Below are 25,998 nucleotides of genomic sequence, written 5' to 3'. Positions count from 1 at the left end.
CACGAACTGCGACCGGAGCGACCTCTCCCGGTTTCGTGATGGACGAGGTGGAGCGGTGAAGCCCGTCGACATCCGCCTGCTCCGGTATGCGAGCGCGGCGCGCGGATTCCTGCTGCTGTCGGGCGTGATCGGCGTCGCGCAGACCGCGGTCACGGTCGCATTTGCGTGGATGCTGACGGATGCCGTCACCGGCGCGCTCGCCGGGCGTGACGTCACGGCATCCCTGTTCTGGCTGCTCGGTCTCGCCGCGCTCCGCGGAGTGCTCATCGCCGCCTCGGATGCCGCCGGTACGCGCGCGGCGGCAAAGACCGGGATGCAGCTGCGCGCCGCCCTGATCGCAGCGGTCGGGAAGCTCGGACCCGGCTGGCTCGCGCAGCGCAACCAGGCGGGTCTCGCTGTGACCGCTGGCCACGGGCTCGAGGCGCTCGACGCGTACTTCGCCCGGTACATCCCGCAGCTCGTGCTCACCGTCATCGCGACTCCGGTGCTCGTGGCGGTCATGTGGTGGCAGGACTGGCCGAGCGGGCTGACCGCGATCATCACCCTGCCGCTCATCCCGCTCTTCCTGATCCTGATCGGCATCGCGACCCGCACGGTGCAGCGCACGCAGTGGCAGACGCTGCAGCGCCTCGCGGCCCGGTTCGCCGACACCGTGCAGGGTCTCTCGACGCTGCGTCTGTTCGGGCGCGAGCGCCGCGCCGCCGCGCAGATCGAGACGACGGCCGACGAGTACCGACGCGAGACCATGAAGGTGCTGCGGTTCTCGTTCCTGTCGGGCTTCGCGATGGAGCTGCTGGCCTCGATCGCCGTGGCGCTGATCGCCGTCGCGGTCGGATTCCGGCTGCTGTCGGGTGACCTGTCGCTCGAGGTCGGCCTGTTCGTGCTGCTGCTCGCCCCCGAGGCGTTCCTGCCGATCCGTCAGGTGGGTGTGCAGTTCCATGCCGCCGCCGAGGGTGTCGCGGCGACGGAGGATGTGTTCGAGGTGCTGGATTCGGCCGCGGCTCGGGCGTCCGCGCTCCCTGACTCCGGAGATCAGGTGGCAGTCGGGTCGGGTTCTGCTGATCGGTCGCATTCGGCGTCGCACTCTCCGGAGTCGCGGAGCGCGAACGCGCGAGACCTCGTCGTCACCGACCTGCGGGTGCGCGATCTGCCGCCGGTCTCGTTCACCGCGACCCCCGGAACCATCACCCTGATCGAGGGGCCGAGCGGCGCGGGCAAGTCGAGTCTGCTCGCGGCTCTGCGCGGTGCGGTCGACTTCTCGGGCTCGGCGACGATGGGCGGCGTCGATGTGCGCGAGCTCGCCCCGTCGGAGTGGCTGGCGTGGAGCGGACAGCGCCCGCAGTTGAGCCGCGGCACGATCGCCGAGAACGTGGCGCTGGGCGATGAGGCGCCGGATGCCGACGGCATCCGCCACGCCCTGGATGACGCGTGCGCGAACGACCTCGACCCGGCGTTCGAACTGGGTGTGCAGGGCAGCGGGCTGTCGGGCGGGCAGGCGCAGCGCGTCGCGGTCGCCCGAGCGCTGTATCGGCATTCTGTTCGGCAGGATGCGGTGCTGGCGCTCGATGAGCCCTCCAGCGCGCTCGACCCCGACACCGAGGAGCGGCTCTGGACGTCGCTGCGCGCGCGGGCGGATGCCGGCGCCACGATTCTCCTCGTCTCGCACCGCCGCTCGGCCAGGGCGATCGCCGATCACGTCGTCGAGCTGGGGGTGAGGGTATGACCGGCACCACCACCGCGGCGCGCGTGCGCGGCATCCTCCGCCTCGCGCAACCGCCGCTGCGTCGCTTCCTGCCTGGCGCGATCTGGGGATTCCTGTCGGCGGGCGCCGCCGTGAGCCTCCTCGCCGTGAGCGGCTGGCTGATCGTCAGCGCGTCGATCGTGGACTCGCTCGTACCGCTGTCGATCGCTGTCGTGGGTGTGCGGTTCTTCGCGGTGTCGCGTGCCGTCACCCGCTACCTCGAGCGCCTGAGCGGACATGATGCGGCGCTGCGTCAGCTGGCCTCCACTCGCGCCGACATGGTTCGACGCCTCACCCCTCTGTCGCCCGCCGGGCTCGGTCGCACCGACCACGGCCGGGTGCAGTCCGCGCTCGTCGATGACGTCGAGAACCTGCAGAACCTGCCGCTGCGGGTGGTGCAGCCGCTCGCGGTGTCGGGTCTCGTCGCCCTCGGAGCGGTCGTGTTCCTGCTGTTCGTGTCGGTGCCGGCCGCGCTCACGCTCGCCGCGTGCCTGGTGATCGCCGCCGCGGCCGCGATCGGTCTGGGGTGGCTGTTCGGGTCACGCGCAGAGGCCGCCGTCTCGCGCCGCCGAGGCGACCTGTCGGCGGCGCTGACCGACTACTTCGGCGCTCTCGACGTGCTGATCGCGTACGGCGCCGAGGCGCAGGCCCGAGAGCGGGTGCGGCAGGCGGATGTCGAACTTCGCCGTGCAGTGAGCACAGCGTCGCTCGCGCAGGCGATCGCCGCCGGTGCGGTCTCGGCCGTGGCCGGTGCGGCGTCGGTGTGGGCGCTCGCCGTCGCCGCCCCGGGACTTGCGACCGGTGGAATCGACGGCCCCTGGCTGGCCGTAGCCGTGCTGGTGCCGATGGTCGTCTTCGAAGTCTTCGGTGCAGTGCCGATCGCGGCGGCATCCTGGCGGAGCGTGCGGTCGAGCGCCGCACGCGTCGTCGATGTGCTGCCCTCCGAGGTTCCCGCCGAGCTGCGATCGGATGACGGAGAGGATGTCGAGATCTCCGGCGTTCCCGCTCTGACGCTCCGAGATGTCCGTGCGTGGTGGCCGGGCGGAACGCCGGCGCTGCGGGGCATCGATCTCGATCTGCGGCCGGGGGAGCGCGTGCTCGTCTCCGGCCCGAGCGGGGCGGGCAAGAGCTCGCTGGCCGCGGCTCTCGTCGGATTCCTGCGGGTCGAGGGCGAGTATTCCGTCGGCGGCATGGATGCTGCGGCGCTGTCAGGCCCCGCTCTGCGCCGCACGATCGGGCTGTGCGAGCAGAGCCCGCAGCTGTTCGATGAGGACATCCGCCAGAACCTTCTGTTCGCGCGGGACGATGCAACGGATGACGAGCTGCTCGCCGTGCTCGACCGGGTCGGTCTCGGCGAGTGGGTGCGCGAGCGCGGCGGGCTCGACGCCCGCGTCGGCGACCGGGGTGGGCTCGTCTCGGGCGGTCAGGCGCAGCGCATCGCTCTGGCACGGGCTCTGCTGCGCGGCTTCCCCGTGCTCGTGCTCGACGAGCCGACGGCGGGCGTCGACCCCGATGCATCCGATGCTTTGCTGCGCGACCTGCTGCAGGCAGCGGGGGAGCAATCGGTGCTGCTGATCTCGCATGTCGCGCCGCCGGCGGGGACGGTCGATCGCGTGGTCCGGCTGGAAGACGGACGCACCGTCTCGGCGTAGTCGGGTGGCGCGCTTCGCCTCGCTGCGCTCGCTCAACGAGCGGGAGCGATTCGGGCGGTGAGCGAGGAGCGCAGCGACGAGTCGAAACGGGGCGACCGGCCCCGTCAGACGCTGAGGTCGGCGCGTGGCTCCATGACGATGCCCTGGGCTTCGAATGCGCGACGGCGCTCTTCGATGCGTCGGTGCAGCTCGACCTGAGCGTCGTCGACGAGGCGCGGATCGAGGTCGACGGTCACCGGGTGCGGGTCGCCGTGGTTCGCCTCGATGTAGGCGTCGAGTTCTGGGCCTGACGTCCACGAGGTGATCAGTGCGTACCGCGGGGCTGTGCCCCGGTGCCAGACCGCGTGCCAGAAGCGCTGGGTGTCGACGATGATGCGCGACCCCTCGCGCAGGGGCAGGCGGATCTCGGTCGCCGGATCGAACCGGTCGGACCGCAGGAGGAGCAGCGACTCCGAGTCATCCGACAGGTTGTAGTAGCCGCGCACGACCCAGCCGGTGCCGTCTTCGTTGAGGCGGTTGTTGTCGTCCTGGTGCAGGTTGTAGACGGCATCCGCGTACTCGTTGGGCTGCAGCTCGATCACGCGGCAGCGGCCGACTCCGGCGCCGGGCTCGAGCGCGCGGCGCTGCAGGGTGGGAGCGATCGCGACCTGCGAGTCGACCCACACGCCGTCCTTGTCGGTGCGGGGAGGCGTCTGGTTCCAGAAGCCGTTGCACTCGATCTCGCCGGCGTAGCTCGCGAGAGGTGCGAAGCGCGTGACGCCCGACGAGCGCCAGCCGATGTACGCGAGGTCGAGCCACTCGGCAGGGTCGGATGCCTGATCGTGGTCGTCGAGGACGACGTATCCGGTCTCTGCCAGCGCCGCTGATGTGATGAAACCCATTGCGTCCCCTCCGTGACGGATGCCTTAGGCCATCCTAACCAGCGGGGTCACCGGTCGACCGAGGCTCGACCGGGTAAAACGCGCTCGATTCGCGCCGCGGCCCCCGGTGTCGTAAGCTTGTCCGCGGTGACGTGTCCGAGCGGCCGAAGGTGCAACTCTCGAAAAGTTGTGTAGGGTAACCCCCTACCGTGGGTTCAAATCCCACCGTCACCGCCATGGAAACCCCCTCCTCGTGAGGGGGTTTTTCCGCATCCGCCCTGCGGAGCAACTCAGTCCCCGGCATCCCACGGGGTGCCGAGCTCGGACGGGTGCGTCAGTCGCCACCATTCGGTGGGCGGGTCGATGGTCCCTGCGATCGTCACGGGAGCGGTGACGGTGTTCGGGCCGGCCGTCCAGGTGACGCTTCCCACGACCGTGCCGTCGCGGTACGTGGGCGGGGTCTTGATGTCCATGGTCACCTCGATCGGCGTGTCCGACCACGTGAAGATCGACGCGCTCTCGCCGATGACGAGCGTGGCGGCGGCTCCCCACGGTGTCGACACGGATCCGACTTCCTGGCCTTCGGCCGAGACGGGCACCTGGTGGAAACCGGAGCGGATGCTTTCGAGTGCAGCCACCACGGTCGCGTTCACCGACTCTCGCGACGCACCCCCGAGGACGACGCCGGTGACGGCGAGCGGGTCGGCCGCGCCCACGTCGAGTGTCGCCGTGTAGAGCAGGTTATGCCTGCCCTCGCCCAGGTTTCCTGTCTTGAGTCCCGTGATCCCGGAGGTGCCGAGGAGGGCGTTGGTGTTGTGCAGCTGGCCGGCGCCGGGGATCGAGATCGACGACGTCGCGACGATCTGAGCGATCGCCGGATTCGCGGCGGCGAGCTTCGCGATCGCCAGCAGATCGGCGGTCGTGCTCGTGTTGCGCGGACTGATTCCCGTCGGCTCCGTGACCGTCGTTCCGGTGAGCCCGTGGGCGGCGAGCCACTCGCGCGTCGCCCCGAGGAACGCGCTCTGCGATCCGAAGATCCGCGATGACAGCGCGACGGCGTAGTTGCTCGCGGAGGGGATGAGCATGACGGCCAGTGCATCATGCAGCGACATCGAGGTGCCGGTGGGCATCGGAGCGATGGTCGCGCCCCGCACGTAGTACTCGTCGTAGAGATCGTGATCGGCCTTGCCGAACGTGATGGTCGGCCCGGGGTCATCCGCGGAGCTGAGCGGCGACGCGTCGAGGATGACGAGGGCGGTGATCAGCTTGGTGATGCTGGCGATCGGAAGCGGTTCGCCCGTGCCTGTCGTCGACCAGGATCCGCTTGCCCCTTCACCCAGATAGGCGTCGGCGCCGGCGATGCTGATCGCCGATGCCGCGGCGGCAGGCGCGGCGATGGCGGCGACGGCGCCGACCGGGACCTCTGGTGTGTGAGTGGTCACCGCCGGCGGATCCACCGGCGCCGTGAGCGCCCAGCCGACGTAGCCTCCGGTCATCGCCAGCAGCAGGACGAGGCAGACGGCGGTGATGATGAGGCCTCGTCGCCGGCGTCTTCTGCGCACCGCTGGGTCGACCCGATCGCCGCCGAACTCCTGCTCGTGCGCCATGAGCGCCGCGAAATCGGACAGCTCATCCACCGGCTGATCGGGTGTCGTCATCGAGAGCCCCTCATCGCGCGCCACCTGTCGCTGGCAATCCTCAGAAAAGGCCATCTTCGCGGATGCTGCGGGCCTCCGGTATCGGCCGTTCGGGGGACAAGCGTCAGGCCCACGCCCGGAGTGCGATCCACGCGGCGGCCCGGTCGTCCGGACTCGACATCGATAGTCCGGTGAGCTGTTCGATGCGGTGCATGCGCGCGGTCAGCGTCTGCCGATGGATGCCGAGGCGGGCCGCCGCCGTCCCCCAGGCGCCGTTCTCCGCGAGGAAGCACCTCAGTGTTTCGATCAGATCGGCGTCATGGAGCGGCTCGAGCAGTGACGTCAGCCGCCGGGCGTCGGCGGGGGAGAGCCTGTCGAGCACGAGTTCCACCGTGGGCATGCCGCGGTAGCGGACGACGGCACGCCTCTCGGTGACGGCAGCATCGTGCGCTCGGCGCGATTCCTCGGTCGAGATCGCGAGCGCATCGATCGGCGCTGAGGACCCGAGGCCCAGGTGAAGGGGCACGGAGAAGGCCGTCGCACGACGGGCCAGCTCGTCGACGTGCTCGTCGCGAGCGAAGCCTGACACCGTGCCGTGTGCGGCGGTGAGCAGGTGCGGGGCGCTGAGGTCTTCGAGCCAGTGGATCACCACTCGCTCGGCGTCGACGCTGGCGGACCGCGCCGAGAGGGTGAAAGCGGCCAGGGTGCGATCCCGCACGCCCCACTCCCGTGCGAGGGAGAGAGCGGTGGGCCCGCCGTCTTCGAGGACGCGCATCATCGTCGCTCGGCCGAGTCTCTCGGTACGGCTGCCGTCGTGGGTGCGCAAGAGCAGGTCGAGCAGCGCGGCCGCCTGAGAGCTCAGATCTCGGGCGCGGCTCGTCGATCCGCTCCGTGCGGTCACGACGAGAAAGGCCGACATGTCGTCGTCCGTGCCGACAGGATGCACCTGCAGTGCTCGACTTCGCACCCGCACCGGTCGGTTGAAGGCGACGGCCACGGCATCCCCGATGTGCAGCGCGCCCGCGCCGGCGGAGGCGATGGGCTGCGCGTCACGATCGAGCAGAACCGCCCATCCGTCGAGTCTCCTGGCGAGTTCGGCCACGACGCCGGCCACGCCGCTGCGGCGGGCTGCGAGCGCCAGCACCTTCGTGGCGGCGAGCACTGCCCGGTCCTCCGCCGCTGCATCCGTCGCGAGGAGTGCCTGGAGCGTCGGCAGCACGACGGAGGGCTCCATGTCCGGATCCACGATCGCGGTGACGTCGTCCGGCACGTCGTCGAGCGGTCCGGTGACCACCACGACGGCGTGCGCCAGTCGGTCTCGTCGATCGTCGCTCTCGAGTGCGGTCACGATCTCTGCGGGGTGGCCGACGACGAGCGTCGCGAACTGCGGATGCGGCACGACCGCGAAGTCGACGAGCGGGACGACGCTCGACACGGGAGCCTTCGGGCCCAGCGCTCCGCCGTCGACGAGGGTCGCGCCGAGCAGGCGAGCGATCGATGCGAGGTCCCGCGTCATATCCGCAGTATAAGGAATGTCGAGTATCGGTATCTCAGATCATCATTTCGATGAATGACATGAGAGCGGCCGCGTTTCTACGATGAAGCCCGACCGACACGAACGAAGGGGGCCACATGCGGGCCATCGTATTCCGCGACACCGACAGTCCGATCGAGCACACCGAGGTGCAGCTCGCACCGCCGGCTGCCGGTGAGGTGCGCGTGAAGATCGCCGCTGCGGGCGTGTGCCACTCCGACCTGCACGTCAAGCGGGGGGAGTGGGATGCTCCCGCGCCGATGGTCATGGGGCATGAGGGCTCCGGTGTGGTCACCGAGCTGGGCGAGGGCGTCACGTCGCTCGCGGTCGGGGACCACGTCGTGCTCAGCTGGGTGCCGCCGTGCGGCGAGTGCCGTTACTGCCGCTCCGGCCACGAGGCACGCTGCCAGAAGGTGGCGACGGTCGTGGCTCCGCTCGGCGTGCTGTTCGACGGCACCTCGCGTCTGAGCAAGGACGGCGAGACCATCCACCACTACCTCGGTGTCTCCTCGTTCGCCGAAGAGGTCGTCGTTCCTGCATCCGGTGCCATCAAGGTGCGCGACGACGCCCCGCTCGACGTCATCGCCGTCGTCGGCTGTGCTGTCGCGACCGGTGTCGGTGCCGTGATGAACACCGCCGGTGTCGAACCCGGTGCGCTCGTCGCCGTGATCGGATGCGGCGGCGTCGGCCTCAACGTGATCCAGGGCGCGCGGCTCGCCGGTGCCGAACGGATCGTCGCGATCGACGTGCGTGAAGACAAGACCCGCCTCGCCGCACAGTTCGGCGCCACCGATCGGATCGTCGCCCCGGACGGCGACGCGGTCGCGCAGCTCCGGGCTCTTCTGCCCGACGGTGTCGACTACGCGTTCGACGCGATCGGCCGCACCGTCACGACAGAACAGTCGATCGAGATGCTCGGCCTCGGCGGCGCGGCCGTCATCGTCGGTCTGCCCCCGACCGGCGCCCGCGCGTCGTTCGAGCCTCTCGTGCTCGCCGAGGCCGACCAGCGCATCCTGGGCTCGAACTACGGGTCGGTGCGCCCCGCCATCGACATCCCGGCCCTCGTCGACCGGTACATGGACGGCCAGCTGATCCTCGACCCGCTCATCTCCTCCCGGCGCCCGCTGGCCGAGGCTGCGGAGGCATTCGCCGAGCTCGAGTCCGGCCAGGCGCTGCGCACCCTCCTGATCCCCTGATCGCCTCTCAACCACACGCCATACCCCCTCACAGCACCACTCCGACCGACCCGATGCGAAGGAGCACCCCTTGACCACCACCTCCCCCCAGCGGCCACCGACCGCGCCCACAGACGCGGGCCTGCGCCGTGGTGTGATGAGCGGCCCCGAGCTGGCCGCTCAGGCGATCGCGAACATCGCACCCAGTGCGGTGATCGCCTTCACTGCCGCCGCGATCTTCCTCGGCGCCGGCAACGGCACCATCTACGCCTTCGGCCTCGCGACGATCGTGATCCTGTGCGTCGGCTACTGCGTCGTGGTGTTCGCCCGCAAGCACGCCTCTGCGGGCTCGCTCTACACCTACGTGTCGAAGGGTCTCGGTCCGGCCGGTGCGTACCTCGCGGGAGCGACGCTGCTGATCGGATGCTTCGGCATCGCCGCCGCATCCCTCATGGGGTCGGTCTCGTACATGGGTCAGTTCCTCACACTGCTCGGTGTGCCGGCCGCGGGTCTCGGCTGGGACATCGGTCTCGCCATCGTGCTCGGCGGGCTGGCGACGCTGTTCACGATCCGCGGCATCCGACTCTCGGCGCGGGTGTCCCTCGTGCTCGAGCTGCTCTCGGTCGCGATCATCCTGGTGCTGCTGATCTCGGCCCTCGTCTGGGCCGGGCCGAACGCGTGGGATCCGGCGCAGCTGCTCGCGGAGGGCTCGTCCTTCCAGGGCATCGCGGCGGGTATGGTGCTCGGCATTCTGGGCTTCGTCGGATTCTCCTCCGCCGACGCGCTCGGCCGTGAGGCGAAGAACCCGTACAAGGCCATCCCTCGCGCCATCATGTGGAGTGCGCTGACCGTCGGCATCCTCTACGTCTTCGCGGCGTACACGCAGATCGCCGTTCTGGGTGACGACCTGGCCACCGCCGCCAGCCCGCTGGAGAGCATGTCCGAGCTGATCGGCATGCCGGCGTGGTTCGCCCCGGTGCTCACGTTCGGCGTCGCGGCATCTTTCTTCGCCGTGGTCGTCGCCCCGCTCAACGTCATCGGACGCATCGTCTACGTCATGGGCAAGGAGGGGGTGGTCCATGAGCGGTTCGGACGCACCCACGAGCGCCACCTCACGCCGCACCGCGTACTGCTGGCCGCGGGTGCGCTCGCGGTCGTCGTCGACATCGTGTTCCTGATCGCGGGCGCCGATCCGATGGAGATCCTGGTGTGGGTGAACACCTGGGGCACGTACGGCTACATGGTCGCCTACGCGCTCGTCGCGATCGCGTGCGTCGTCTACACGCAGCGCGCGGGGATGCGCAACGGCCTGGTCTGGGCCTGCGCGACGATCGCCGTCGCCACCATGGCGTACGTCTTCTTCGCGAACGTGTTCCCAGTGCCGGCGTTCCCGTTCAACGTGATCCCCTACGTGTTCATCGCGTGCGTGCTCGCCGCACTGACGCGGTACTGGTACCTGAAGGTGCGTCAGCCCGAGGTGATCGCACGCATCGGCAACACCGAGACGTCGGCGATGGACGGAGTCGGCTGACTCCGATCGACGGACGCCGCCTCAGAAGCCCCCTCCTCGCGAGGGGGTTTCTGCGTTCGTTCGTCGACGACTCAGTCGGCGTCAGCCGAGAAGACGGGGCTCAGGAAGCGACGCTCATAACGCCGGATGCACTGCGTCCTGCGGGCGAGCTCGAACGCCTCCACGCACTCGGGGTCGGTCTTCGAGGCCGTGCGGTAGACCTCGTACTCGGCGAGCGAGGGGAACGTGAAAAGCGCGAACGCCTCGTCGCTGTCGCCCTCGCTCGGCAGGAAGTAGCCGTGGTGGGTTCCGCCGTGCTTCGCCACCAGCCGGATCCACCTGCGCCCGTACTCGGTGAAGTCGTCGAGCTTGTCGGGGTCGATCTCATAGCGCAGGTGAACGGTGATCATGTCGTCCAGCTTGTCAGAGCGAAGAGACGACTTCGGGCGGATGCGTCGATAGCCTGAGGGCCATGGATATCGCGTCGATGATCATGGGGGCGTCGATCGTCTCGATCGCATGGATCGCCTTCTGGCCGTGGGCCCAGCTGAAGCGGCTCAAGGAGTTGGAGTCACCCGCCGCAGGCGGCCCCGATCCTGACGAGTCGTCGTGACGGCGCTGCGCTCGGTCCCGGGGAGGGCCGCGTCGAGGAACACCCGTGCCCTCGCGGCTGCCGCGCTTCTCGCTGCCGGGCTGACGGCCTGCGTCCCGGCTCCGCAATCTCCCGAGGATCAGGCACGCGACATCGCCGAGCGGTGGGTGGCCGCGAGCGACAGAGGCGACGAAGACTCCGCACAGGCGTTGTCCTGCGGCGCGATGCTCGGGGGAGTGAACGGCGACACCGCCGGATCCGAGAGTCACGCTCTCGCCATCACGCCACAGGAGGACGGGCAGTTCATCGTCACAGTGACGAAGTCCTACCCCGACTATCCCGACCTGGTCACGAATCTCGCCGTGCGGACCGATGGTGAGCTCTGCGTCTCGTGGGTTCGGTGACGCCGTTCCGCCGACCGATTCCCCGGCTCAGGCCCTTGACCAGGACCCGCGCATCCCGTGGACTGTCGTGATGCGATCGACAACCCCCATGCCGGGAAACCCGTGGCCGCACGACATGACCATGACGGTCCAGGATCGACCTCAGGCGCTGCTCGAGCTGCTCTGGATCCGCGAGGCCCACGACCTGCGTCCCGTCGGTGACGACCTCCCGTCGGCGCTCACGGATCCGCCTGCACCGGCGGCGAGCCCGGTGGATGCGGAGACCCGAGAGCTCTGGTCGGAAGGATGGGCGCGGATCTGGAGCGATGTCCTCGCTCACTCCGCCGTCGAGCATGATCAGGCGATGTTCGATGCCGTCGGCGACGCGGAGGCGGGCTCCGTGGAGCGCGAGAGCCTTCTGCGTCAGCTGATCGGACCCACGTGGGGCGACGAGTTCGGTCACGAGGTCTTCGACGACGACGCCTACCGAGAGTGGGAACGCCGCGGCTTCGACTCGCACGTCGCGACTCGACCCGGAATGCTCGCGGACAGCCCGGAGCATCGGGATGTCGAGGCGCTCGCCGCCGCGTGGCGCCGAGGTCTCACCACGGTGGTGACGATTCCGTGCCGCGACATGCACGTGCGACAAGTCGGTCCTCATACGCTCCTGGTCACGGATGAGGTGCGAGGAGACAGCGTCGAATACCGGAAGGCGCTCGCCTTCTTCGCTGTGGACTGACGCGGAGGTCGCGACACCGGGCTCCCGTGCGAGGCATTGATCACTCCGCGGCAGCGGCGTTTCGCTCCTCTTCGGAGTTCGGAGTCCATCCGAACCAGCCGTCATCAGACGCCACCACACTCCAGTCGCCGCAGGCGAAGACCGTCTTCGCTTTGTAGGGGTCGGGAGTGGAGGCATCGGGCGGGCGAGGTATTCGCATCCCTCTCGAGGATGATCCCGTCCCGGCCGACTCATGCATCCCCGAAGGTACGCTGAGGGCATGGGTGATCAATCGCCGCTCCCCTCCCGCCCCCTCTGGGCGAGCGTGGCCGACGGCTTCTACGTCGGCAGTCGAGACGGCTCGTTCCTCGGATACATCGACCGTCAGGCCGACGGCGCCTGGCGTGCGTTCGACACGGCCTCGCGTCCGCTCGGCGACTACGAGGACCACCACCGGGCCATGGATGCGGTGTCCGGTGCCGAGGCGGTCGGGGCGGCACCCGCAGACGCGCACGTGCGACAGGGGGATGCCGGATGACCGCGGAGGCCGCGCTGGTCTCGCTCGTGTATTCCAGCAGCGCCACTCGCCCGTTCGATGACGCCGAGCTCGCTCAGCTGCTCACAGTGAGCCGTGCGCGGAACAGTGCGCGCGGCATCACCGGGATGCTGCTCTACCGCGGCGGTGAGTTCGTTCAGATCCTTGAGGGTCCGAGGTCCGACGTCGAAGGCCTGATGCAGACGATCGGCCGTGATCCTCGCCATCGGGATGTCCGCGTGCTGATCGAGGAGCCGTTGCATGAGCGACGGTTCGAGGAGTGGACGATGGGCTACCAGTCCCTGGTCGCCACAGCACCGGACATGGCGACGGGATACCGTGACTCGTTCGACGACCTCCGCATGGGGGATCGCGACATGATCGGTCGGGCGATCATGGAGCTCACGCTGTGGTTCCGCGTGCGCGAGTCGACCTCGGCCGACTGAGCACTGGGCGGTCACGCGATCAGGCAGCCTCGGAAGGTGCGCTGAGGCCGCCGATCGCACTCGACGACGCGTCTGCGGTCTGGCGGATCCGCTCGACCGCTTGACGGTTCGCGATCTCGGAGATCCACGCGTTCGCGCTTCCTCTGTACGTCGTGAACTCCGATGCGTTCGACCAGACGTGGAGGTAGGTGTCCTGAAGGACCTCCTCCGCGGACGCCCTGGCACCGGTCACGCTGAGGAGGAGTCCGAAGACGCGAGCACACGTGAGGTCGTACAGCTGGGCGAACGCCGTCTGGCTGCCCGATGCGATCGCCGCCAGCAGATCGGCTTCGGCACCCCGCGCCGCATCCCCGGTGAGGGGAGGAACGCTGCGGATGCTCATGTGCCGATAGTGGCATGCGAGCGGAGATGGTGGATGGCTCTTGCGCCCGATGGTGGCGAGGTGCTAGCGGCGAGCTCAGCCGAGCAGCGTCACACCGAAACTCGCGACGACGGTCCGCAGCTCGGCGAGGTAGCGCTGCGCCTGCTCGGTGAGAGGGATCGCGGAGTGGCCGATCCAGCCGATCTCGATGCGTTCATCGACCTCGAGGGGGATCGCGACGATCTCGGGGTCGAGGTCGTCGCTGATGATTCCCGTCGAGATCGTGTAGCCGTCGAGACCGATCATGAGGTTGAAGATCGTCGCGCGATCGGAGACCCGGATCTCCCGCCGACTCGAGAGGGTGGAGAGTATCTCCTCGGCGAAGTAGAAGGAATTGTTCGCGCCCTGGTCGAAGGTGAGCCGCGGCACCTCGGCGAGATCGTCGAGGGTGACGCGCGCACGAGAGGCGAGGGGGTTCTTCCGGGAGATGAAGATGTGCGGTTCGGCGATGAAGAGCGGCCGGAATGCGAGCCCCGAGTCACGGAGGAGCTTGTCGATGACATTGCGGTTGAAGTCGTTGCGGTAGAGGATCCCCAACTCGCTGCGCAGCGTGCGGACGTCTTCGATGATGTCCCACGTGCGCGTCTCCCGCAACGAGAACTCGTACTCGTCGGCGTCACTCGCTCGCACCATCCTCACCATGGCGTCGACCGCGAACGAGTAGTGCTGCGTCGACACCCCGAGCAGACGCCTCGACGGCGGACGGCCGAGATAGCGCTGTTCGAGCAGTGCGACCTGCTCGACGACCTGCCTGGCGTATCCGAGGAACTCCACGCCGTCGGTGGTGAGCGTCACGCCGCGGGCCGAGCGGACGAGAAGATCGCGCCCCACCCTGCTTTCGAGGTCCTTCATGGCGGCCGACATGGTGGGCTGCGCGACGTAGAGCAGGTCGGCGGCGGCGCTGATCGATCCTTCCGCGGCGACCTCGATGTAGTAGGTGAGCTGTGGCAGGGTGATGCCGCTCGAACGCTTGGCCATAGCTCCAGACTATGTCACGGCATAGTCGCGGCGCATTACCCGATGGGCGTGCGATGGCAGCACCATGGAGGTACCCCCTTCCGCGAGGCCGTATTCGGCCGATCAGCTCACCGATTGGCCCCTCATGGCACACGAGTTCACGTTCCGCATCACGACGACCCGGTTCGACGAGGACTACTCGCCGTCGCACGATTCCCGCATCACCACGAACTTCGCCAACCTGGCGCGCGGTGAGTACCGTCAGCAGAACCTGCGCAACGCGCTGACGATGATCGATCGTCGGTTCAACGACCTGGCCCGCTGGGACAACCCGGGCGGCGACCGCTACACACTCGAGCTCGAGATCATCTCGGTGGCGGTGCAGTTCGCCGCAGAGGGGGAAGACAGGGAGTTCCCGCTGCTCGAGGTGCTGGACATCCAGATCCTCGACCGTCTCACCGGCACGCGCACCCAGGGGATCGTGGGGAACAACTTCTCGTCGTACGTGCGCGACTACGACTTCAGCGTTCGCCTGCCGGCGGCCAGCGAAGCCGCGGGTGGCTTCGCCCTTCCCGACGACTTCGGCGATCTGCACGGCAAGCTCTTCCAGCACTTCCTCGACTCTGAGGCGTACCGCGAGCGGTTCTCCCTGTCGCCGGTGATCTGCATCAGCGTCTCGACGAGCAAGACGTACCGCCGCACCGACAACCACCACCCGGTCCTCGGCGTCGAGTACGAGCAGAAGGACTCGTCGCTGACGGATGCGTATTTCGCCAAGATGGGGCTCTCGGTGAGGTACTTCATGCCTCGCGGCAGCGTCGCGCCGCTGGCCTTCTACTTCCGCGGAGATCTGCTGAACGACTACACGAACCTGCAGCTCATCGGCACGATCAGCACGATGGAGACGTTCCAGAAGATCTATCGACCGGAGATCTACAACGCGAACTCGGCCGCGGCGGGCGTCTATCAGCCGACCCTCGACCAGCAGGACTACTCGGTGACGAAGATCGCGTACGACCGGGAGGAGCGCAGTCGACTCGCGACCGCGCAGGGCAGGTTCACGGACGAGCACCTCATGCAGCCTCACGGAGAGCTCCTCGAGCAGTGGGCCGCCGCGTACGGCGCCGCCGCTGACGACCGAGTGCCTGCGGATGACCTCGCACCCGTCGCCTGACCGACCTTCTCGCCCGACCGACGGAGAACTCCCTGCCATGAACACGCTTCTGCCCACCTCGATCGTCGGCAGCCTGCCCAAGCCGTCCTGGCTCGCCCAGCCCGAGGTCCTCTGGTCCCCGTGGAAGCTGGAGGGCGACGCCCTGGTGGAGGGTACGCAGGATGCGCTGCGCCTCACCGTCCAGGAGCAGCGCATGGCCGGCCTCGACATCATCAGCGACGGAGAGCAGAGCCGCCAGCACTTCGTGACGACGTTCATCGAGCATCTGTCCGGCGTCGACTTCGATCAGCGGGAGACGGTCCGCATCCGCAACCGCTACGACGCGAGCGTGCCGACGGTCGTGGGTGCGGTGAGCCGCGAGAAGCCCGTTTTCGTCGAGGATGCCAAGTTCCTCCGCCAGCAGACCGATCAGCCGATCAAGTGGGCCCTGCCCGGTCCGATGACGATGATCGACACTCTTTACGACCGTCACTACAAGAGCCGCGAGAAGCTGGCCTGGGAGTTCGCGACGATCCTCAACCAGGAGGCGCGGGAGCTCGAGGCGGCGGGGGTCGACATCATCCAGTTCGACGAGCCGGCGTTCAACGTCTTCTTCGACGACGTGAAGGACTGGGGCGTGGCGGTGCTCGAGCGAGCGGCCGAGGGGCTGCGCGCCGAGACCGTGGTGCACATCTGCTACGGCTACGGCATCAAGGCGAACACCGACTGGAAGGCGACCCTCGGGGCGGAGTGGAGGCAGTACGAGACCTCGTTCCCGCTGCTGCAGCAGTCGAGCATCGACACCATCTCGCTGGAGAGTCACCACTCGCACGTCCCGCTGGACCTCATCGAGCTCATCCGCGGCAAGAAGGTCATGCTCGGAGCCATCGACGTCGCCAGCGACACGATCGAGACCCCGGAGGAGGTCGCGGAGACCCTCCGGGCTGCCCTCCGTTTCGTCGACGCGGACAAGCTCGTCCCGAGCACCAATTGCGGCTTGGCGCCGCTGCCTCGCGATGTCGCCCGAGGCAAGCTGCGTGCGCTCAGCGCGGGAGCGGCGCTCCTGCGCGAGGAGCTCGCGCCCATCACGGTCTGACACCGCGAATCATCGCCCCTCGCGCTGTCATCACCCACAGTGGAGGGACTCTCTCTCGACGGGCGTTTTCGCAACCGTCGGCACAGAGCCCCTCGACCGGAGCCACTCCGGGGCGATCCCCATGACGCCTACGGCGCCGGCTCTCAGTCAGTGATGATACGCGCGTGTCGTTCGCCACGGCATCCCATGGTGGATGCGCTCAGGTGGGCGTAACCTTTTCTCCGCTGCGCGGTGACGACGCAGCCGCTAGCACCGACCGGACGGGCGAGCAAGGGGCGCGGGGATCCCGGCGCAGGGGCATAGAACGGCACTATGCAATCGATCCTGTACGGCGGCGACGAGTTCCTGACCGGTGACGACATCGCGGACGCGCTGCTGGCGTACGGGCGGGCGCTGGGTGATGAGGAGCGCGCCGAGCTCGTCGAGATACCGGTGCGGGAGCGGGACGGAACCGTCGTGACGGCGAAGTTCCTGATCGGTCCGGCCAGCCAGATCGTGGCGAAGGAGCTCAGCGACAGCGGGCCGGAGCTCGAGGACCCTGAGCTGGTCCGTCGGCTGCAGGCACTCACCCGCGGTGTCGAATCGCCCTCAGGGCCGCCCCTCGACGCCCCCGAGGGGCCGGAGTATGGGGTCGACTAGACCGCGCCGACGCCGGAGGGAGGATCAGTCGTCGAACTCCGCGGAGAGCTCTTCCGCGATCCCCGCGGTCCTCTGCTGTGCCTCCGCCAGCCGCGCGGCGTCGACGTGCAGCTCGGCCAGTGCTGCCGCTGACGCGTGATGCGCTCGAGCGGTTCGGAGGTTCGCGCGAAGGTTGATGGAGGACCCCGAAAGACCCGCGTCGAGTGCTCCGGCCGCCACGGCGAGATCCGCGGACAGGCTCCGATTTCCGATATCACGGAGCACGCGCATCTCGCTCAGCAGGGCGATGCCGACCGCTCCGAGCCGCCTCCCGGCGCTCCGGTGGACCGGCCGAGCTTTGCGAGCCACTCGTCCAGCGGGGTCGATGTACGGACATCGCTGGGGTGATTCATACGGCCGAGCACTCAGCGCGAGGTCGGCGGAAGCTTGTCGACGCCGTGGCGGTTGGGCTTGTCGGGCTCTGCGGCCGTCTCGGGCGATGCGTGCGCGGGGCCGGTCGGCGCCTCGGAGGTCGGATAGCTCGGCTCGTCGATGTCGATCGCCTTGTCGCGCTCATCGAGCGGCGGCAGATGGTCGAGAGGCTGCTTGATGTCGTCGGGGTGACTCATGCCCATAGAGTCCGCCATGCCCGTGCACGGGTACAGGGGGTTGAGATCGTGGGAGTCCTGTGGTTCGGAGCGTAGTGTCGGACCCATGCCCACCGAACCGCTGCTCGTCTTCGACGGCGACTGCGCCTTCTGCACGACGTGGGTGCGTCGACTCGAGAACGCCCTCGACAGATTTCCGGACGCGCAGCCCTGGCAGTGGCTCGACCTCGACGAACTCGCGCTCAGCCATGACGACGTGACCCACTATGTCTGGTTGCTGGCCGGTGGGAGACGATTCCGCGGCCACGCGGCGTTCGCCGTGCTGCTGCAGCTGCAACCGCAGGGGATCCTGCGCTTCCTCGGCCATCTGCTCGTGACGATGCCGTTCTCGTGGGCGGCATCGCTCGGGTATTCATTGATCGCCCGCTTCCGGCATCGCCTTCCCGGCGGCACTGCGGCGTGTGCGATGCCGCGCACGGCCGGCTGATCAGGGACGTTCGAGGGGCTGAGGCTGTCAGCGACGACGCGCGTCGATCAGATGCCGAGTCGAGTGGGCGATGAACGGACCCTCCGCCTGGATGAGCTCGTGCAGTTCACGGAGCCGGTCGACATATGTCTCGACCGTGAAACCGGGAACCCACCAGATCACCTTGCGCAGCAGATAGACCACGGCGGCGACGTCGTGGATCTCGATCCGGAGTCTCGCGGTGCGAAGGTCGACGACCTCCAGCCCTGCGGCTTCGGCGGCGGCGACCTCGTCGTCGTGGTGTCGCCCGCGGCGGGCTTCGGGCTGCGGTCCGAGGAAGAACTCGATCAGCTCGAAGGCGCTCGCAGGCCCCACGTGCTGCGCGAGATAGGTGCCTCCGGGGCGGAGCACCCGTGCGATCTCGTCCCACCAGATCGTCGCCGGGTGGCGGCTCGTGACCAGATCGAAGGCGGCATCGGCGAACGGCAGCGGTGGCTCGTCCTGATCCGCGACGACGACCACTCCACGGGGATGCAGCAGACGGGTGGCGTGCGCGATGTTCGGATGCCAGGACTCGGTCGCGACCGCGACGGGCGGGAACGATGCGGCTTCGGAGAGCACCTCGCCGCCGCCGGTCTGGATGTCGAGGGAGGCGGATGCTGTGCCCAGGCGCTCGCCGAGCAGGCGTGCATAGCCCCACGGCGGTCGCTCCTCGGTGGCCCGCCCATCGAGCCAGGCGAAGTCCCAGCCCGAGACGTCTGCGGCCGAACCTGCCTCGATCTGGGCGTCGAACGAATCTGTCATCCCTCGATTCTGTCATCGAGAAACCATCGGATTCTGTCTGCGGCATGCCGCGAACGAGGTACCGTCAGGGCCTCCCTCGTTCCGATCGTCGCGCCTAGCGTCGAAGGGACGGATGCGGCGAACCGCCTGTTGCCCCGCCGCTGAACGAGGAAGAAGGACACCATGACCGGAGACAACCCCCGTGTCGCACCCCAGCTCGTGCGCGACCTCGCCCCGAAGCTCGCCGACCTCACCGACGACGTGCTCTTCGCCGATGTGTGGGAGCGCCCGGAGCTCTCTCCTCGGGAGCGGAGCCTGATCACCGTGGCGACGCTGATCGCCCTCGGTCGGGATGCTCAGCTGGTGTCGCACATGAACAAGGCGATCGCCAACGGCATCAGCCGCGAGGAGCTCGCCGAGGTGGCGACGCATCTCGCTTTCTACGCCGGCTGGCCCGCGGCGATGAGCGCCGTGTCGGCACTCGCGAACATCGAGGAGTGAGCGGAGCGGGCCGCTGACGTCCGCGGTCAGCGGGGGAGCGACAGTGTCGCGATCGCCGACTGGATCGCGACCGCAGCGGCTCCACGTGCCCAGGCGGTGAACCCGGGCTCGTCGATGTAGAGCTCGATGGGATCCGCGAGCGGGTCCCGGTCAGCGGCGATCGCGCGTCGGATGGCGGGTTCAGCGACCGAGAACAGGCCTATGCCATCGCCGGCGAGAACCGCGGCGGGCTGCATCGTCAGATTGGCCGCGAGCGCGATGAATCGTCCGAGCGCTTCGCCGGCGGCATCCGCCACTGCAGTCGCTGCCGGGTCGCCGCCTGCGGTGAGCGCCAGGAACTCGTCGTAGTCGACGGTGCGTCGCAGGGCGCCGGAGACCTGAGCGGTGATCGATCCCGATGTGAGCATCGCCTGCGCGCACCCGCGATGTCCGCGGTCGCAGAGGGGGCCGTTGGCCGCGAGAGGGATGTGTCCGCCGAGGCCGGCGCCGACCTCGCGGGTGCGCACGACCTCGTTGTGCGCGACGACGGCGTAGCCGATTCCCTCGCCGATCGTGATCACCGAGAACCCGGGCAGGCCGCGGCCCATGCCGAACCACCTCTCGGCCTCGGCGAGTGCGACCAGATCGTTCTCGACGGTGACGGGCATTCCGGTCGCATCGGCGAGCATGGCGGCGAACGGTACGTCGTACCAATCCAGGAAGGGAGCGAACTCGACGACTCCCTCGTCGACCGAACCGCCGAGGCTGACGCCGATGCCACGGAGGTCACCGTCGAAATCGTCGATCGCCGCGCGGATGTCCGCGACCACGCTCGATGGATCGGTTGCAGTGAGCGGGCGGGTGAAGGAGTCCAGGAGAGCGGCGCGGACATCGGTGAGAACCGCGTGCAGGGTGTCGCCTGTGAGCTTGACCCCGACGAAGAAGCCTCGGTCGGGGGCGATGTCGAGCGGTCTGGTCGGTCGGCCGACAGAGCCGTCGACGACGTCGTCGAGCTCGACGAGAAGACCGGTGTCGAGAAAGGGCTTCGCCAGGCGGGTGAGGCTCGCGGCCGAGAGACCGAGCCGGGACGTCAGTGCCGAGCGGGAGATGGGGCCATGGATCAGCACCGCTTCAGCAAGCGCGTTCTCGCTCTCTGTGAGCATCGTCACCTCCCCGTTCGTTCCATTGTGGCACTAAAACAGCGATGGATTCGAGATTCGAGGTTCCCAGAACCGCTCTTGGCACGCCTTTACTTTCGTGATAGAACTAATCCATGCATTTCAGCAACGAGGCTCTGCAGGAGAGCGTGATGGATGAACTCGAGTCCCCGGCCACCCGCGATCGCGTGATCCACCTTCACCGCGGCGGGACGAGTGTCGTCATCGACCTGGAGTCCGAACACACGCCCGTCATCGTCCACTGGGGCGAGGAGCTCGTCGACTCGACTCCCGAGACGGTGCGCAGCCTCGCGGTCGCCGCGCGTCCGCAGCGCGTGTCGGGCGGTCTCGACCGCACGGCACGTCTCAGCGTCGTCGCCACCGAGGCATCGGGGTGGCTGGGAACGCCGACCGTCGAGGGGCACCGCGGGGGAGCGAGCTTCAGCATCAAGCCCGAGGTCGCCGAGGTGCGGGTCGAGCACCATGCGGCCGCGGTCGACCTCGAGGACGCGGAAGCGGGGATCCACCTTCGCTGGGACGTCGAGGTGGGCGCCGCAGGGCTTCTCCACCAGCGCATGACGGTGACCAACATCGGCGACGGTGGCTACTCCCTCGATGCGCTGCAACTCGCCTTCCCGACTCCCGGGGACGCCACGGAACTGCTCGACACCACCGGTCACCACCTTCGCGAGCGCAGCGCTCAGCGGCACGTCTTCACTCTGGGGACCCACCTGCGGGAGAGCAGGCGGGGGCGTCCGGGCGCGGATGCGACCGTGCTGCTGGCGGCGGGGCGACCCGGCTTCGGGTTCGAGTCGGGCCGGGTGCACGGCATCCATGTCGCATGGAGCGGAAATCATCGGGTGCTCGCCGAGCGGGTCGTGACGGGGGATTCCTTCCTTGCAGGAGGCGAGCTGTTCGTGCCCGGTGAGGTCATGATCGCCCCCGGAGCGTCCGTGTCATCGCCCTGGGTCATCGGCTCGTGGGGCGACGGTCTCAACCAGCTCTCGCAGCGCTTCCACGCCGAGTGGCGCGATCGCCCGCAGCATCCGCGCCGTGCGCGCCCGGTCACTCTGAACACGTGGGAAGCCGTCTACTTCGACCACGACTTCGGCCGGCTGTCGGCGCTCGCCGATGCCGCCGCCGAGGTCGGGATCGAACGGTTCGTACTCGACGACGGGTGGTTCACCGGGCGACGCGACGACACCCAAGGACTCGGCGACTGGGAGGTGGATGCCGAGGTCTGGCCTGACGGTCTGCATCCCCTCGTCCGCAAAGTCACCGATCTCGGCATGGAGTTCGGACTCTGGGTGGAGCCCGAGATGGTGAACCCCGACAGTGACCTCGCCCGTGCCCATCCCGACTGGATCCTCCGTGGGCGCACGTCTCTGCCGCCATCTGCGCGGCAGCAGCAGGTGCTGGATCTTGCGAATCCCAACGCGTACCGCCACATTGCGGATCGCCTGCTGGCCCTCCTGGCCGAGTACCCGATCGCCTACCTCAAGTGGGATCACAACCGCGATCTCGTCGATGCGGGCAGCGGACCGGGGGGATCGCCGCGTGTGCGCGAGAACACGCTCGCCCTGTATCGGCTGCTCGACGAGTTGAAGGCCGCTCACCCCGATCTCGAGATCGAGAGCTGCGCATCGGGTGGTGCTCGGGTCGACCTCGGCATCCTCGACCGCACCGACCGCATCTGGACCAGCGACAGCCTCGACCCGATAGAGCGGCTCGAGAACCAGCGCTACACGGGCCTGGTCGTGCCGCCCGAGATGATGGGCACGCACCTCACGAGCCCGGTCGTGCACTCCTCAGGACGCACGGTCTCGCTCGAGCTGAGCGCCGCTGTGGCCCTTCTCGGACACTTCGGCGTCGAATGGGATCTGACCTCCGCCGACGAGCAGACCCGAGGCCGCGTCGCCACCTGGATCGCCCTCGCCAAACGACTGCGTCCGCTGATCGCCGACGGCACCGTGGTGCATGTCGACGGTGCCGAGCCGGGCATCGACGTCCGAGGCATCGTCGCAGAGGATGCCGAGTCCGCCGTGTTCACCATCACCCAGGTCGCCACCAGCGCCGCTTACCCCGCAGGGCGGGTCCGATTCCCGGGGCTGGATCCCGCGCGGTCGTACGAACTCCGCATTCTGTCGCGCCCCGCGCATGATCCGGCCCAGTCCCCGCTCGCGTGGGCCGAGGAGCCCGTCATCATGACGGGCCGTGAGCTCGGGAGCATCGGGGTTCGCCCGCCCGTGCAGTTCCCCCAGCAGGCGACCGTCGTCGAGATCGTTTCACAGCACTGACCACTGAGCAGCTGTTCCGCGCAAGGAGGCGCACACATGAGAATCAGACATCGAAAGACCGCCAGGGGTGTCGCGATGGCGGCCGCCCTCGGCACCGTCGTGGCTTTGGGAGGGTGCGCGTCGCCGCCCGAGGACGGCATCACCACCCTCAGCTTCTTCCAGTTCAAGGGGGAGGCGCTCGAGGACTTCGACGCGATCATCGCGGACTTCGAGGCCGAGAACCCCGACATCCGGGTCGTGCAGAACCAGGTCGCGGATTCCGAGACCCTCATCCGCACTCTGCTCGTCAAGGACAAGGCACCGGACGTCATCACCCTGAACGCGAACGGCGGATTCGGGGACCTCGCTCAAGCCGGTGTGTTCTACGACTTCTCGGACGAGCCGGTGCTCGAGACCATCAACCCCGCGGTGCAGGAGATCCTCGCCGAGCTCGGCACCAAGCAGGGCGAGGTGAACGGTCTCGGTTACGTCAACAACGCCAACGGGGTCATCTACAACCAGGACATCTTCGAGGAGCAGGGGCTCGAGGTCCCCGAGACGTGGGACGAGTTCATCGCGGTGTGCGACGCGCTCGAGGCTGCGGGGATCGCACCGTTCTACGGCACCCTCGCGGACTCCTGGACCGGGATGCCGTCGTGGAACGCCCTGGGGGCCTATGCCTCGCAGGACGGCTTCTTCGACGACCTGCGCGCGGAGGGTGAAGACGTCGGTGCCGATTCGGCCGTGTCGTTCGAGAACAACTTCCCCGAGGTCATGGCACAGCAGGCGCAGCTCTTCTCGTACATGCAGGAGGGCTATCGCGGTCGCACGTACGACGACGGGAACGCGGCGTTCGCCCGCGGAGAGTCCGCGATGCTGCTGCAGGGAATCTGGGCGCTCAACCCGGTGAAGGCCATCAACCCCGACATCAACGCGGCGATCTTCCCGTACCCGGCGGCCGACGAGCCCGACGATCGCCTGCTGGTCTCCGGAGTGGATGTCGTCGTCACCATGGCGAAGGACACCCCTCATCGCGAGGAGGCGCTCCGCTTCATCGAGTATCTCTTCGACGTCGGAGTGATCGAGGAGTTCGCTGCCTCGCAGAACATGATCCCTTCCGTGAAGGGCGCGGAGCTGAGCGACGATCCTGCTCTCCAGTCGGTCAAGCCCTTCTTCGACGAGGGCAAGATCACCGGCTTCATCGACCACCAGGTGCCGCCGAGCATCCCGTTGGTCGCGATCGTGCAGCAGTTTCTCTTCGACGGTGATGCGGATGCGGCACTGTCGACCCTCGACAGCGAGTGGCGCAAGGTCGCCGCCCGCACCATCCCTGTGACGGGAGACGAAGAATGAGCACTCTGACCAGCGCTGTGCGCGCCACGACGCCGGGGCCTGAGGGATCGAAGCGCGCGCGGCGGGTCCGCACCACGAACTCCCGCGCCCTGCCGGCCTACTACTGGATGGTCTGGCCTGCGGTCATCGCCTTTGCGGCGTTCCACACCATCCCTGTCATCGTGGGCATCTTCTTCAGCTTCACGAACTACGCGGGCTACGGCGACTGGAACTTCGTCGGCATCTCGAACTATCTCAACCTGTTCAAGGACGACAGGGTCCTGAAGGCCTACGGCTTCTCGTTCCTGTTCGCCATCGTGGCCACGATCCTCACGAACGTGATCTCGCTGTCGATCGCGATGGGGCTCAACGCCAAGATCCGCGCTCGGAACTTCTGGCGAGGCGTCTACTTCGTGCCGTATGTGCTCGCGATCCTGGTGATCGGCTACGTCTTCCAGTTCCTCTTCTCGAACTCTCTGCCGAAGATCCTGTCGGGCATCCCTCTCTTCCGAGACAACATCCTCACCAACCCCGACTGGGCCTGGACGGCGATCGTCGCCCTCGCGGTCTGGCAGGCCTGCGCGTTCTCGATCATCATCTACCTCTCGGGGCTGCAGACGATCCCGAGCGAGCTGTACGAGGCAGCATCCCTCGACGGTGCCTCGTCGTGGCGGCAGTTCGGATCGATCACCTTCCCGCTCATCAGCGCGTTCTTCACGATCAACGTCGTGCTGAGTCTCAAGGGCTTCCTGCAGGTCTTCGACCCGATCGTCGCCCTCACCAACGGCGGGCCGGGCACGTCGACCGAATCGGTCACCCTGCTCGTCTTCCGCGGCGGATTCTCCGGTGGAGAGTTCGCCTACCAGACCGCGAACGCCGTGATCTTCTTCATCGTGATCACGATCGTCTCGCTCCTGCAGTTCCGGGTCCTTCAGCGCAGAGAGGCCGATATCTGATGACCACCGCAACCACGATCCTCGCCGAAGCCGAGGCGACGACACCTCGCCCCGGATGGCGCGCCAGGCGCGCCGCCGACAACGACGACACCCGCAAGACGAACTGGTGGGCCACCGCGCTCATCGCCGTCTGCTCGCTCACCGTGCTCGTTCCGCTCTACCTCGCGGTCGCCGTCGCTCTCAAGACGCCAGAGCAGCTCGCCGCCGGCAACGGGTTCGAATGGCCGAACCCGATCCGTTGGGAGAACTTCGCGGATGCGTGGGCGCGGACCGCGTTCCCGCAGGCGCTGCTCAACACGGCGCTGATCACCGTCGGGGCAGTCGTCTTCACCCTGCTGACCAGCTCGGTCGTCGCCTACGCGTTGGCCCGCAACAGCCACCGGCCGTTCTTCAAGGGAGTGTTCTTCTACTTCCTCGCCGCGCTGTTCATCCCGTTCCCGATCATCATGCTGCCGCTGGTCAAGCAGACATCGCTCCTCGGGCTCGACAACCAGGTCGGCATGATCGTGCTCTACACGATCTTCGGGATCTCGCTGAACGTCTTCATCTACAGCGCCTACATCCGCTCGATCCCGATCGAGCTCGAAGAGGCCGCGCGCGTCGACGGAGCATCCACATGGCGCGTGTTCTGGCAGATCGTGTTCCCGCTGCTGACCCCCATGAACGCCACCGTCGGCATCCTCACCTGCGTCTGGGCGTGGAACGACTTCATCATGCCGCTCGTCGTGCTCACCGACCCCGGTGCGCGCACGATCCCGCTCGCGCAGTACGTGTTCCAGGGCCAGTACAACACCGACTACACGACCGCCTTCGCCTCATACCTGATGGCGATGGCACCGCTGCTGATCGTCTACATCTTCTCGCAGCGCTGGGTCATCTCCGGAGTCACCCGAGGGTCCATCAAATAGTCCG

Annotated in this window: 28 protein-coding genes, 1 tRNA gene and 1 pseudogene; 19 read left to right on the top strand and 11 right to left on the bottom strand. The window is 68.0% G+C overall.

The annotated features are described in order from the left end of the window. Positions 1–127 precede the first annotated feature (127 nt). Positions 128–1,723, top strand: a pseudogene (cydD, locus tag JOF42_RS17220) (thiol reductant ABC exporter subunit CydD); the annotation flags it as partial. Beyond that, entirely contained in the window at positions 1,720–3,393 is a 1,674-nt protein-coding gene (gene cydC, locus JOF42_RS17215) for a thiol reductant ABC exporter subunit CydC (RefSeq protein ID WP_210098923.1), read from the top strand. The pseudogene cydD and the gene cydC, both read left to right, overlap by 4 nt. 104 nt (positions 3,394–3,497) lie before the next feature. Here cydC and JOF42_RS17210 read toward each other — a convergent pair whose 3' ends face one another. Beyond that, positions 3,498–4,274: a hypothetical protein gene (locus JOF42_RS17210; RefSeq protein WP_210098922.1), complete on the bottom strand. Its 777-nt coding sequence runs from the start codon at positions 4,272–4,274 to the stop codon at positions 3,498–3,500. A gap of 125 nt (positions 4,275–4,399) precedes the next feature. Between JOF42_RS17210 and JOF42_RS17205 the strand changes: the two genes are divergently transcribed. Beyond that, positions 4,400–4,490 (top strand) — tRNA-Ser (locus JOF42_RS17205). 53 nt (positions 4,491–4,543) lie between these two features. On the opposite strand, the gene JOF42_RS17200 is transcribed toward JOF42_RS17205, so the two are convergent. After that, the gene (locus JOF42_RS17200) at positions 4,544–5,911 is read right to left on the bottom strand and encodes a D-alanyl-D-alanine carboxypeptidase family protein (protein WP_210098921.1); all 1,368 of its coding nucleotides are present in this window, start codon (positions 5,909–5,911) and stop codon (positions 4,544–4,546) included. A gap of 103 nt (positions 5,912–6,014) precedes the next feature. After that, complete coding sequence (locus JOF42_RS17195; protein ID WP_210098920.1) at positions 6,015–7,406, bottom strand: PucR family transcriptional regulator; 1,392 nt, start codon at positions 7,404–7,406, stop codon at positions 6,015–6,017. Between the two features lie 116 nt (positions 7,407–7,522). Between JOF42_RS17195 and JOF42_RS17190 the strand changes: the two genes are divergently transcribed. Together JOF42_RS17190 and JOF42_RS17185 are read left to right on the top strand one after the other, a co-directional pair. Then, positions 7,523–8,620 carry an alcohol dehydrogenase catalytic domain-containing protein gene (locus JOF42_RS17190; protein ID WP_210098919.1) on the top strand — a complete coding sequence of 366 codons (1,098 nt, stop codon included), beginning with the start codon at positions 7,523–7,525 and terminating at the stop codon, positions 8,618–8,620. A gap of 136 nt (positions 8,621–8,756) precedes the next feature. Continuing rightward, on the top strand, positions 8,757–10,130 hold the full coding sequence (locus JOF42_RS17185; protein ID WP_210099259.1) for an APC family permease: 1,374 nt from the start codon (positions 8,757–8,759) through the stop codon (positions 10,128–10,130). Positions 10,131–10,201: 71 nt separating this feature from the next. Here the strand turns inward: JOF42_RS17185 and JOF42_RS17180 are convergent, their stop codons facing one another. After that, positions 10,202–10,519 carry an NIPSNAP family protein gene (locus tag JOF42_RS17180; protein WP_210098918.1) on the bottom strand — a complete coding sequence of 106 codons (318 nt, stop codon included), beginning with the start codon at positions 10,517–10,519 and terminating at the stop codon, positions 10,202–10,204. Positions 10,520–10,581: 62 nt separating this feature from the next. On the opposite strand from JOF42_RS17180, the gene JOF42_RS17175 reads away from it, so the two are divergent. The 3 genes from JOF42_RS17175 (at position 10,582) to JOF42_RS17165 (ending at position 11,823) form a co-directional block, all read left to right on the top strand. Next, the gene (locus tag JOF42_RS17175) at positions 10,582–10,722 is read left to right on the top strand and encodes a hypothetical protein (RefSeq protein ID WP_210098917.1); all 141 of its coding nucleotides are present in this window, start codon (positions 10,582–10,584) and stop codon (positions 10,720–10,722) included. Further along, on the top strand, positions 10,719–11,105 hold the full coding sequence (locus JOF42_RS17170) for a hypothetical protein (protein WP_210098916.1): 387 nt from the start codon (positions 10,719–10,721) through the stop codon (positions 11,103–11,105). Before JOF42_RS17175 ends, JOF42_RS17170 begins: the two co-directional genes overlap by 4 nt. A 115-nt stretch (positions 11,106–11,220) precedes the next feature. Continuing rightward, a complete protein-coding gene (locus tag JOF42_RS17165) occupies positions 11,221–11,823 on the top strand; it encodes a hypothetical protein (RefSeq protein WP_210098915.1) in 603 nt (200 codons plus the stop codon). A gap of 40 nt (positions 11,824–11,863) precedes the next feature. Here the strand turns inward: JOF42_RS17165 and JOF42_RS17160 are convergent, their stop codons facing one another. Further along, complete coding sequence (locus JOF42_RS17160) at positions 11,864–12,022, bottom strand: hypothetical protein (RefSeq protein ID WP_210098914.1); 159 nt, start codon at positions 12,020–12,022, stop codon at positions 11,864–11,866. Between the two features lie 60 nt (positions 12,023–12,082). On the opposite strand from JOF42_RS17160, the gene JOF42_RS17155 reads away from it, so the two are divergent. Together JOF42_RS17155 and JOF42_RS17150 are read left to right on the top strand one after the other, a co-directional pair. After that, complete coding sequence (locus JOF42_RS17155; RefSeq protein WP_210098913.1) at positions 12,083–12,340, top strand: hypothetical protein; 258 nt, start codon at positions 12,083–12,085, stop codon at positions 12,338–12,340. After that, positions 12,337–12,783, top strand: coding sequence for a BLUF domain-containing protein (locus JOF42_RS17150; protein WP_210098912.1), 447 nt, complete (start codon positions 12,337–12,339; stop codon positions 12,781–12,783). The genes JOF42_RS17155 and JOF42_RS17150 overlap by 4 nt, the downstream gene beginning before the upstream one ends. Before the next feature lie 19 nt (positions 12,784–12,802). Here the strand turns inward: JOF42_RS17150 and JOF42_RS17145 are convergent, their stop codons facing one another. Together JOF42_RS17145 and JOF42_RS17140 are read right to left on the bottom strand one after the other, a co-directional pair. Continuing rightward, positions 12,803–13,165, bottom strand: coding sequence for a sigma factor (locus JOF42_RS17145; RefSeq protein ID WP_210098911.1), 363 nt, complete (start codon positions 13,163–13,165; stop codon positions 12,803–12,805). Between the two features lie 75 nt (positions 13,166–13,240). Beyond that, a complete protein-coding gene (locus tag JOF42_RS17140; RefSeq protein WP_210098910.1) occupies positions 13,241–14,182 on the bottom strand; it encodes a LysR family transcriptional regulator in 942 nt (313 codons plus the stop codon). A gap of 124 nt (positions 14,183–14,306) precedes the next feature. Here JOF42_RS17140 and JOF42_RS17135 point away from each other — a divergent pair, with 124 nt between their 5' ends. The 3 genes from JOF42_RS17135 to JOF42_RS17125 all read left to right on the top strand — a co-directional run bounded on the left by JOF42_RS17135 (position 14,307) and on the right by JOF42_RS17125 (position 17,049). Then, positions 14,307–15,335 carry a DUF1852 domain-containing protein gene (locus JOF42_RS17135; protein ID WP_210098909.1) on the top strand — a complete coding sequence of 343 codons (1,029 nt, stop codon included), beginning with the start codon at positions 14,307–14,309 and terminating at the stop codon, positions 15,333–15,335. A gap of 37 nt (positions 15,336–15,372) precedes the next feature. After that, a complete protein-coding gene (locus JOF42_RS17130; protein WP_210098908.1) occupies positions 15,373–16,410 on the top strand; it encodes a methionine synthase in 1,038 nt (345 codons plus the stop codon). A gap of 312 nt (positions 16,411–16,722) precedes the next feature. Beyond that, entirely contained in the window at positions 16,723–17,049 is a 327-nt protein-coding gene (locus JOF42_RS17125) for a hypothetical protein (RefSeq protein WP_210098907.1), read from the top strand. Positions 17,050–17,073: 24 nt separating this feature from the next. On the opposite strand, the gene JOF42_RS17120 is transcribed toward JOF42_RS17125, so the two are convergent. Together JOF42_RS17120 and JOF42_RS17115 are read right to left on the bottom strand one after the other, a co-directional pair. Continuing rightward, positions 17,074–17,397, bottom strand: a complete 324-nt coding sequence (locus JOF42_RS17120; RefSeq protein ID WP_210098906.1) for a cyclodeaminase/cyclohydrolase family protein — start codon at positions 17,395–17,397, stop codon at positions 17,074–17,076. A gap of 56 nt (positions 17,398–17,453) precedes the next feature. Further along, positions 17,454–17,657: a hypothetical protein gene (locus JOF42_RS17115; protein ID WP_056313699.1), complete on the bottom strand. Its 204-nt coding sequence runs from the start codon at positions 17,655–17,657 to the stop codon at positions 17,454–17,456. A gap of 85 nt (positions 17,658–17,742) precedes the next feature. Between JOF42_RS17115 and JOF42_RS17110 the strand changes: the two genes are divergently transcribed. Further along, positions 17,743–18,123, top strand: coding sequence for a thiol-disulfide oxidoreductase DCC family protein (locus JOF42_RS17110; protein ID WP_210098905.1), 381 nt, complete (start codon positions 17,743–17,745; stop codon positions 18,121–18,123). Positions 18,124–18,150: 27 nt separating this feature from the next. On the opposite strand, the gene JOF42_RS17105 is transcribed toward JOF42_RS17110, so the two are convergent. Beyond that, on the bottom strand, positions 18,151–18,906 hold the full coding sequence (locus JOF42_RS17105; RefSeq protein WP_210098904.1) for a class I SAM-dependent methyltransferase: 756 nt from the start codon (positions 18,904–18,906) through the stop codon (positions 18,151–18,153). Positions 18,907–19,068: 162 nt separating this feature from the next. Here JOF42_RS17105 and JOF42_RS17100 point away from each other — a divergent pair, with 162 nt between their 5' ends. After that, entirely contained in the window at positions 19,069–19,386 is a 318-nt protein-coding gene (locus tag JOF42_RS17100; RefSeq protein WP_210098903.1) for a carboxymuconolactone decarboxylase family protein, read from the top strand. Between the two features lie 26 nt (positions 19,387–19,412). On the opposite strand, the gene JOF42_RS17095 is transcribed toward JOF42_RS17100, so the two are convergent. Then, positions 19,413–20,528, bottom strand: coding sequence for an ROK family transcriptional regulator (locus tag JOF42_RS17095; RefSeq protein WP_210098902.1), 1,116 nt, complete (start codon positions 20,526–20,528; stop codon positions 19,413–19,415). Between the two features lie 110 nt (positions 20,529–20,638). Here JOF42_RS17095 and JOF42_RS17090 point away from each other — a divergent pair, with 110 nt between their 5' ends. The 4 genes from JOF42_RS17090 to JOF42_RS17075 are packed head-to-tail and all read left to right on the top strand — an operon-like array spanning position 20,639 to position 25,994. Next, the gene (locus tag JOF42_RS17090) at positions 20,639–22,819 is read left to right on the top strand and encodes an alpha-galactosidase (protein WP_307803636.1); all 2,181 of its coding nucleotides are present in this window, start codon (positions 20,639–20,641) and stop codon (positions 22,817–22,819) included. A gap of 36 nt (positions 22,820–22,855) precedes the next feature. Then, positions 22,856–24,151, top strand: a complete 1,296-nt coding sequence (locus JOF42_RS17085) for an ABC transporter substrate-binding protein (protein WP_210098901.1) — start codon at positions 22,856–22,858, stop codon at positions 24,149–24,151. After that, positions 24,148–25,086 (top strand): carbohydrate ABC transporter permease, encoded by a 939-nt coding sequence (locus tag JOF42_RS17080; protein WP_210098900.1) that lies wholly within the window; start codon positions 24,148–24,150, stop codon positions 25,084–25,086. The genes JOF42_RS17085 and JOF42_RS17080 overlap by 4 nt, the downstream gene beginning before the upstream one ends. After that, positions 25,086–25,994 carry a carbohydrate ABC transporter permease gene (locus tag JOF42_RS17075; RefSeq protein WP_210098899.1) on the top strand — a complete coding sequence of 303 codons (909 nt, stop codon included), beginning with the start codon at positions 25,086–25,088 and terminating at the stop codon, positions 25,992–25,994. The genes JOF42_RS17080 and JOF42_RS17075 overlap by 1 nt, the downstream gene beginning before the upstream one ends. Positions 25,995–25,998 lie beyond the last annotated feature (4 nt).

The organism is Microbacterium phyllosphaerae (assembly GCF_017876435.1).
Classification (GTDB): Bacteria; Actinomycetota; Actinomycetes; order Actinomycetales; family Microbacteriaceae; genus Microbacterium; species Microbacterium phyllosphaerae.
The sequence above is the reverse complement of the archived record's forward strand: the minus strand, read 5'-3'. Positions and strand labels throughout refer to the sequence as shown.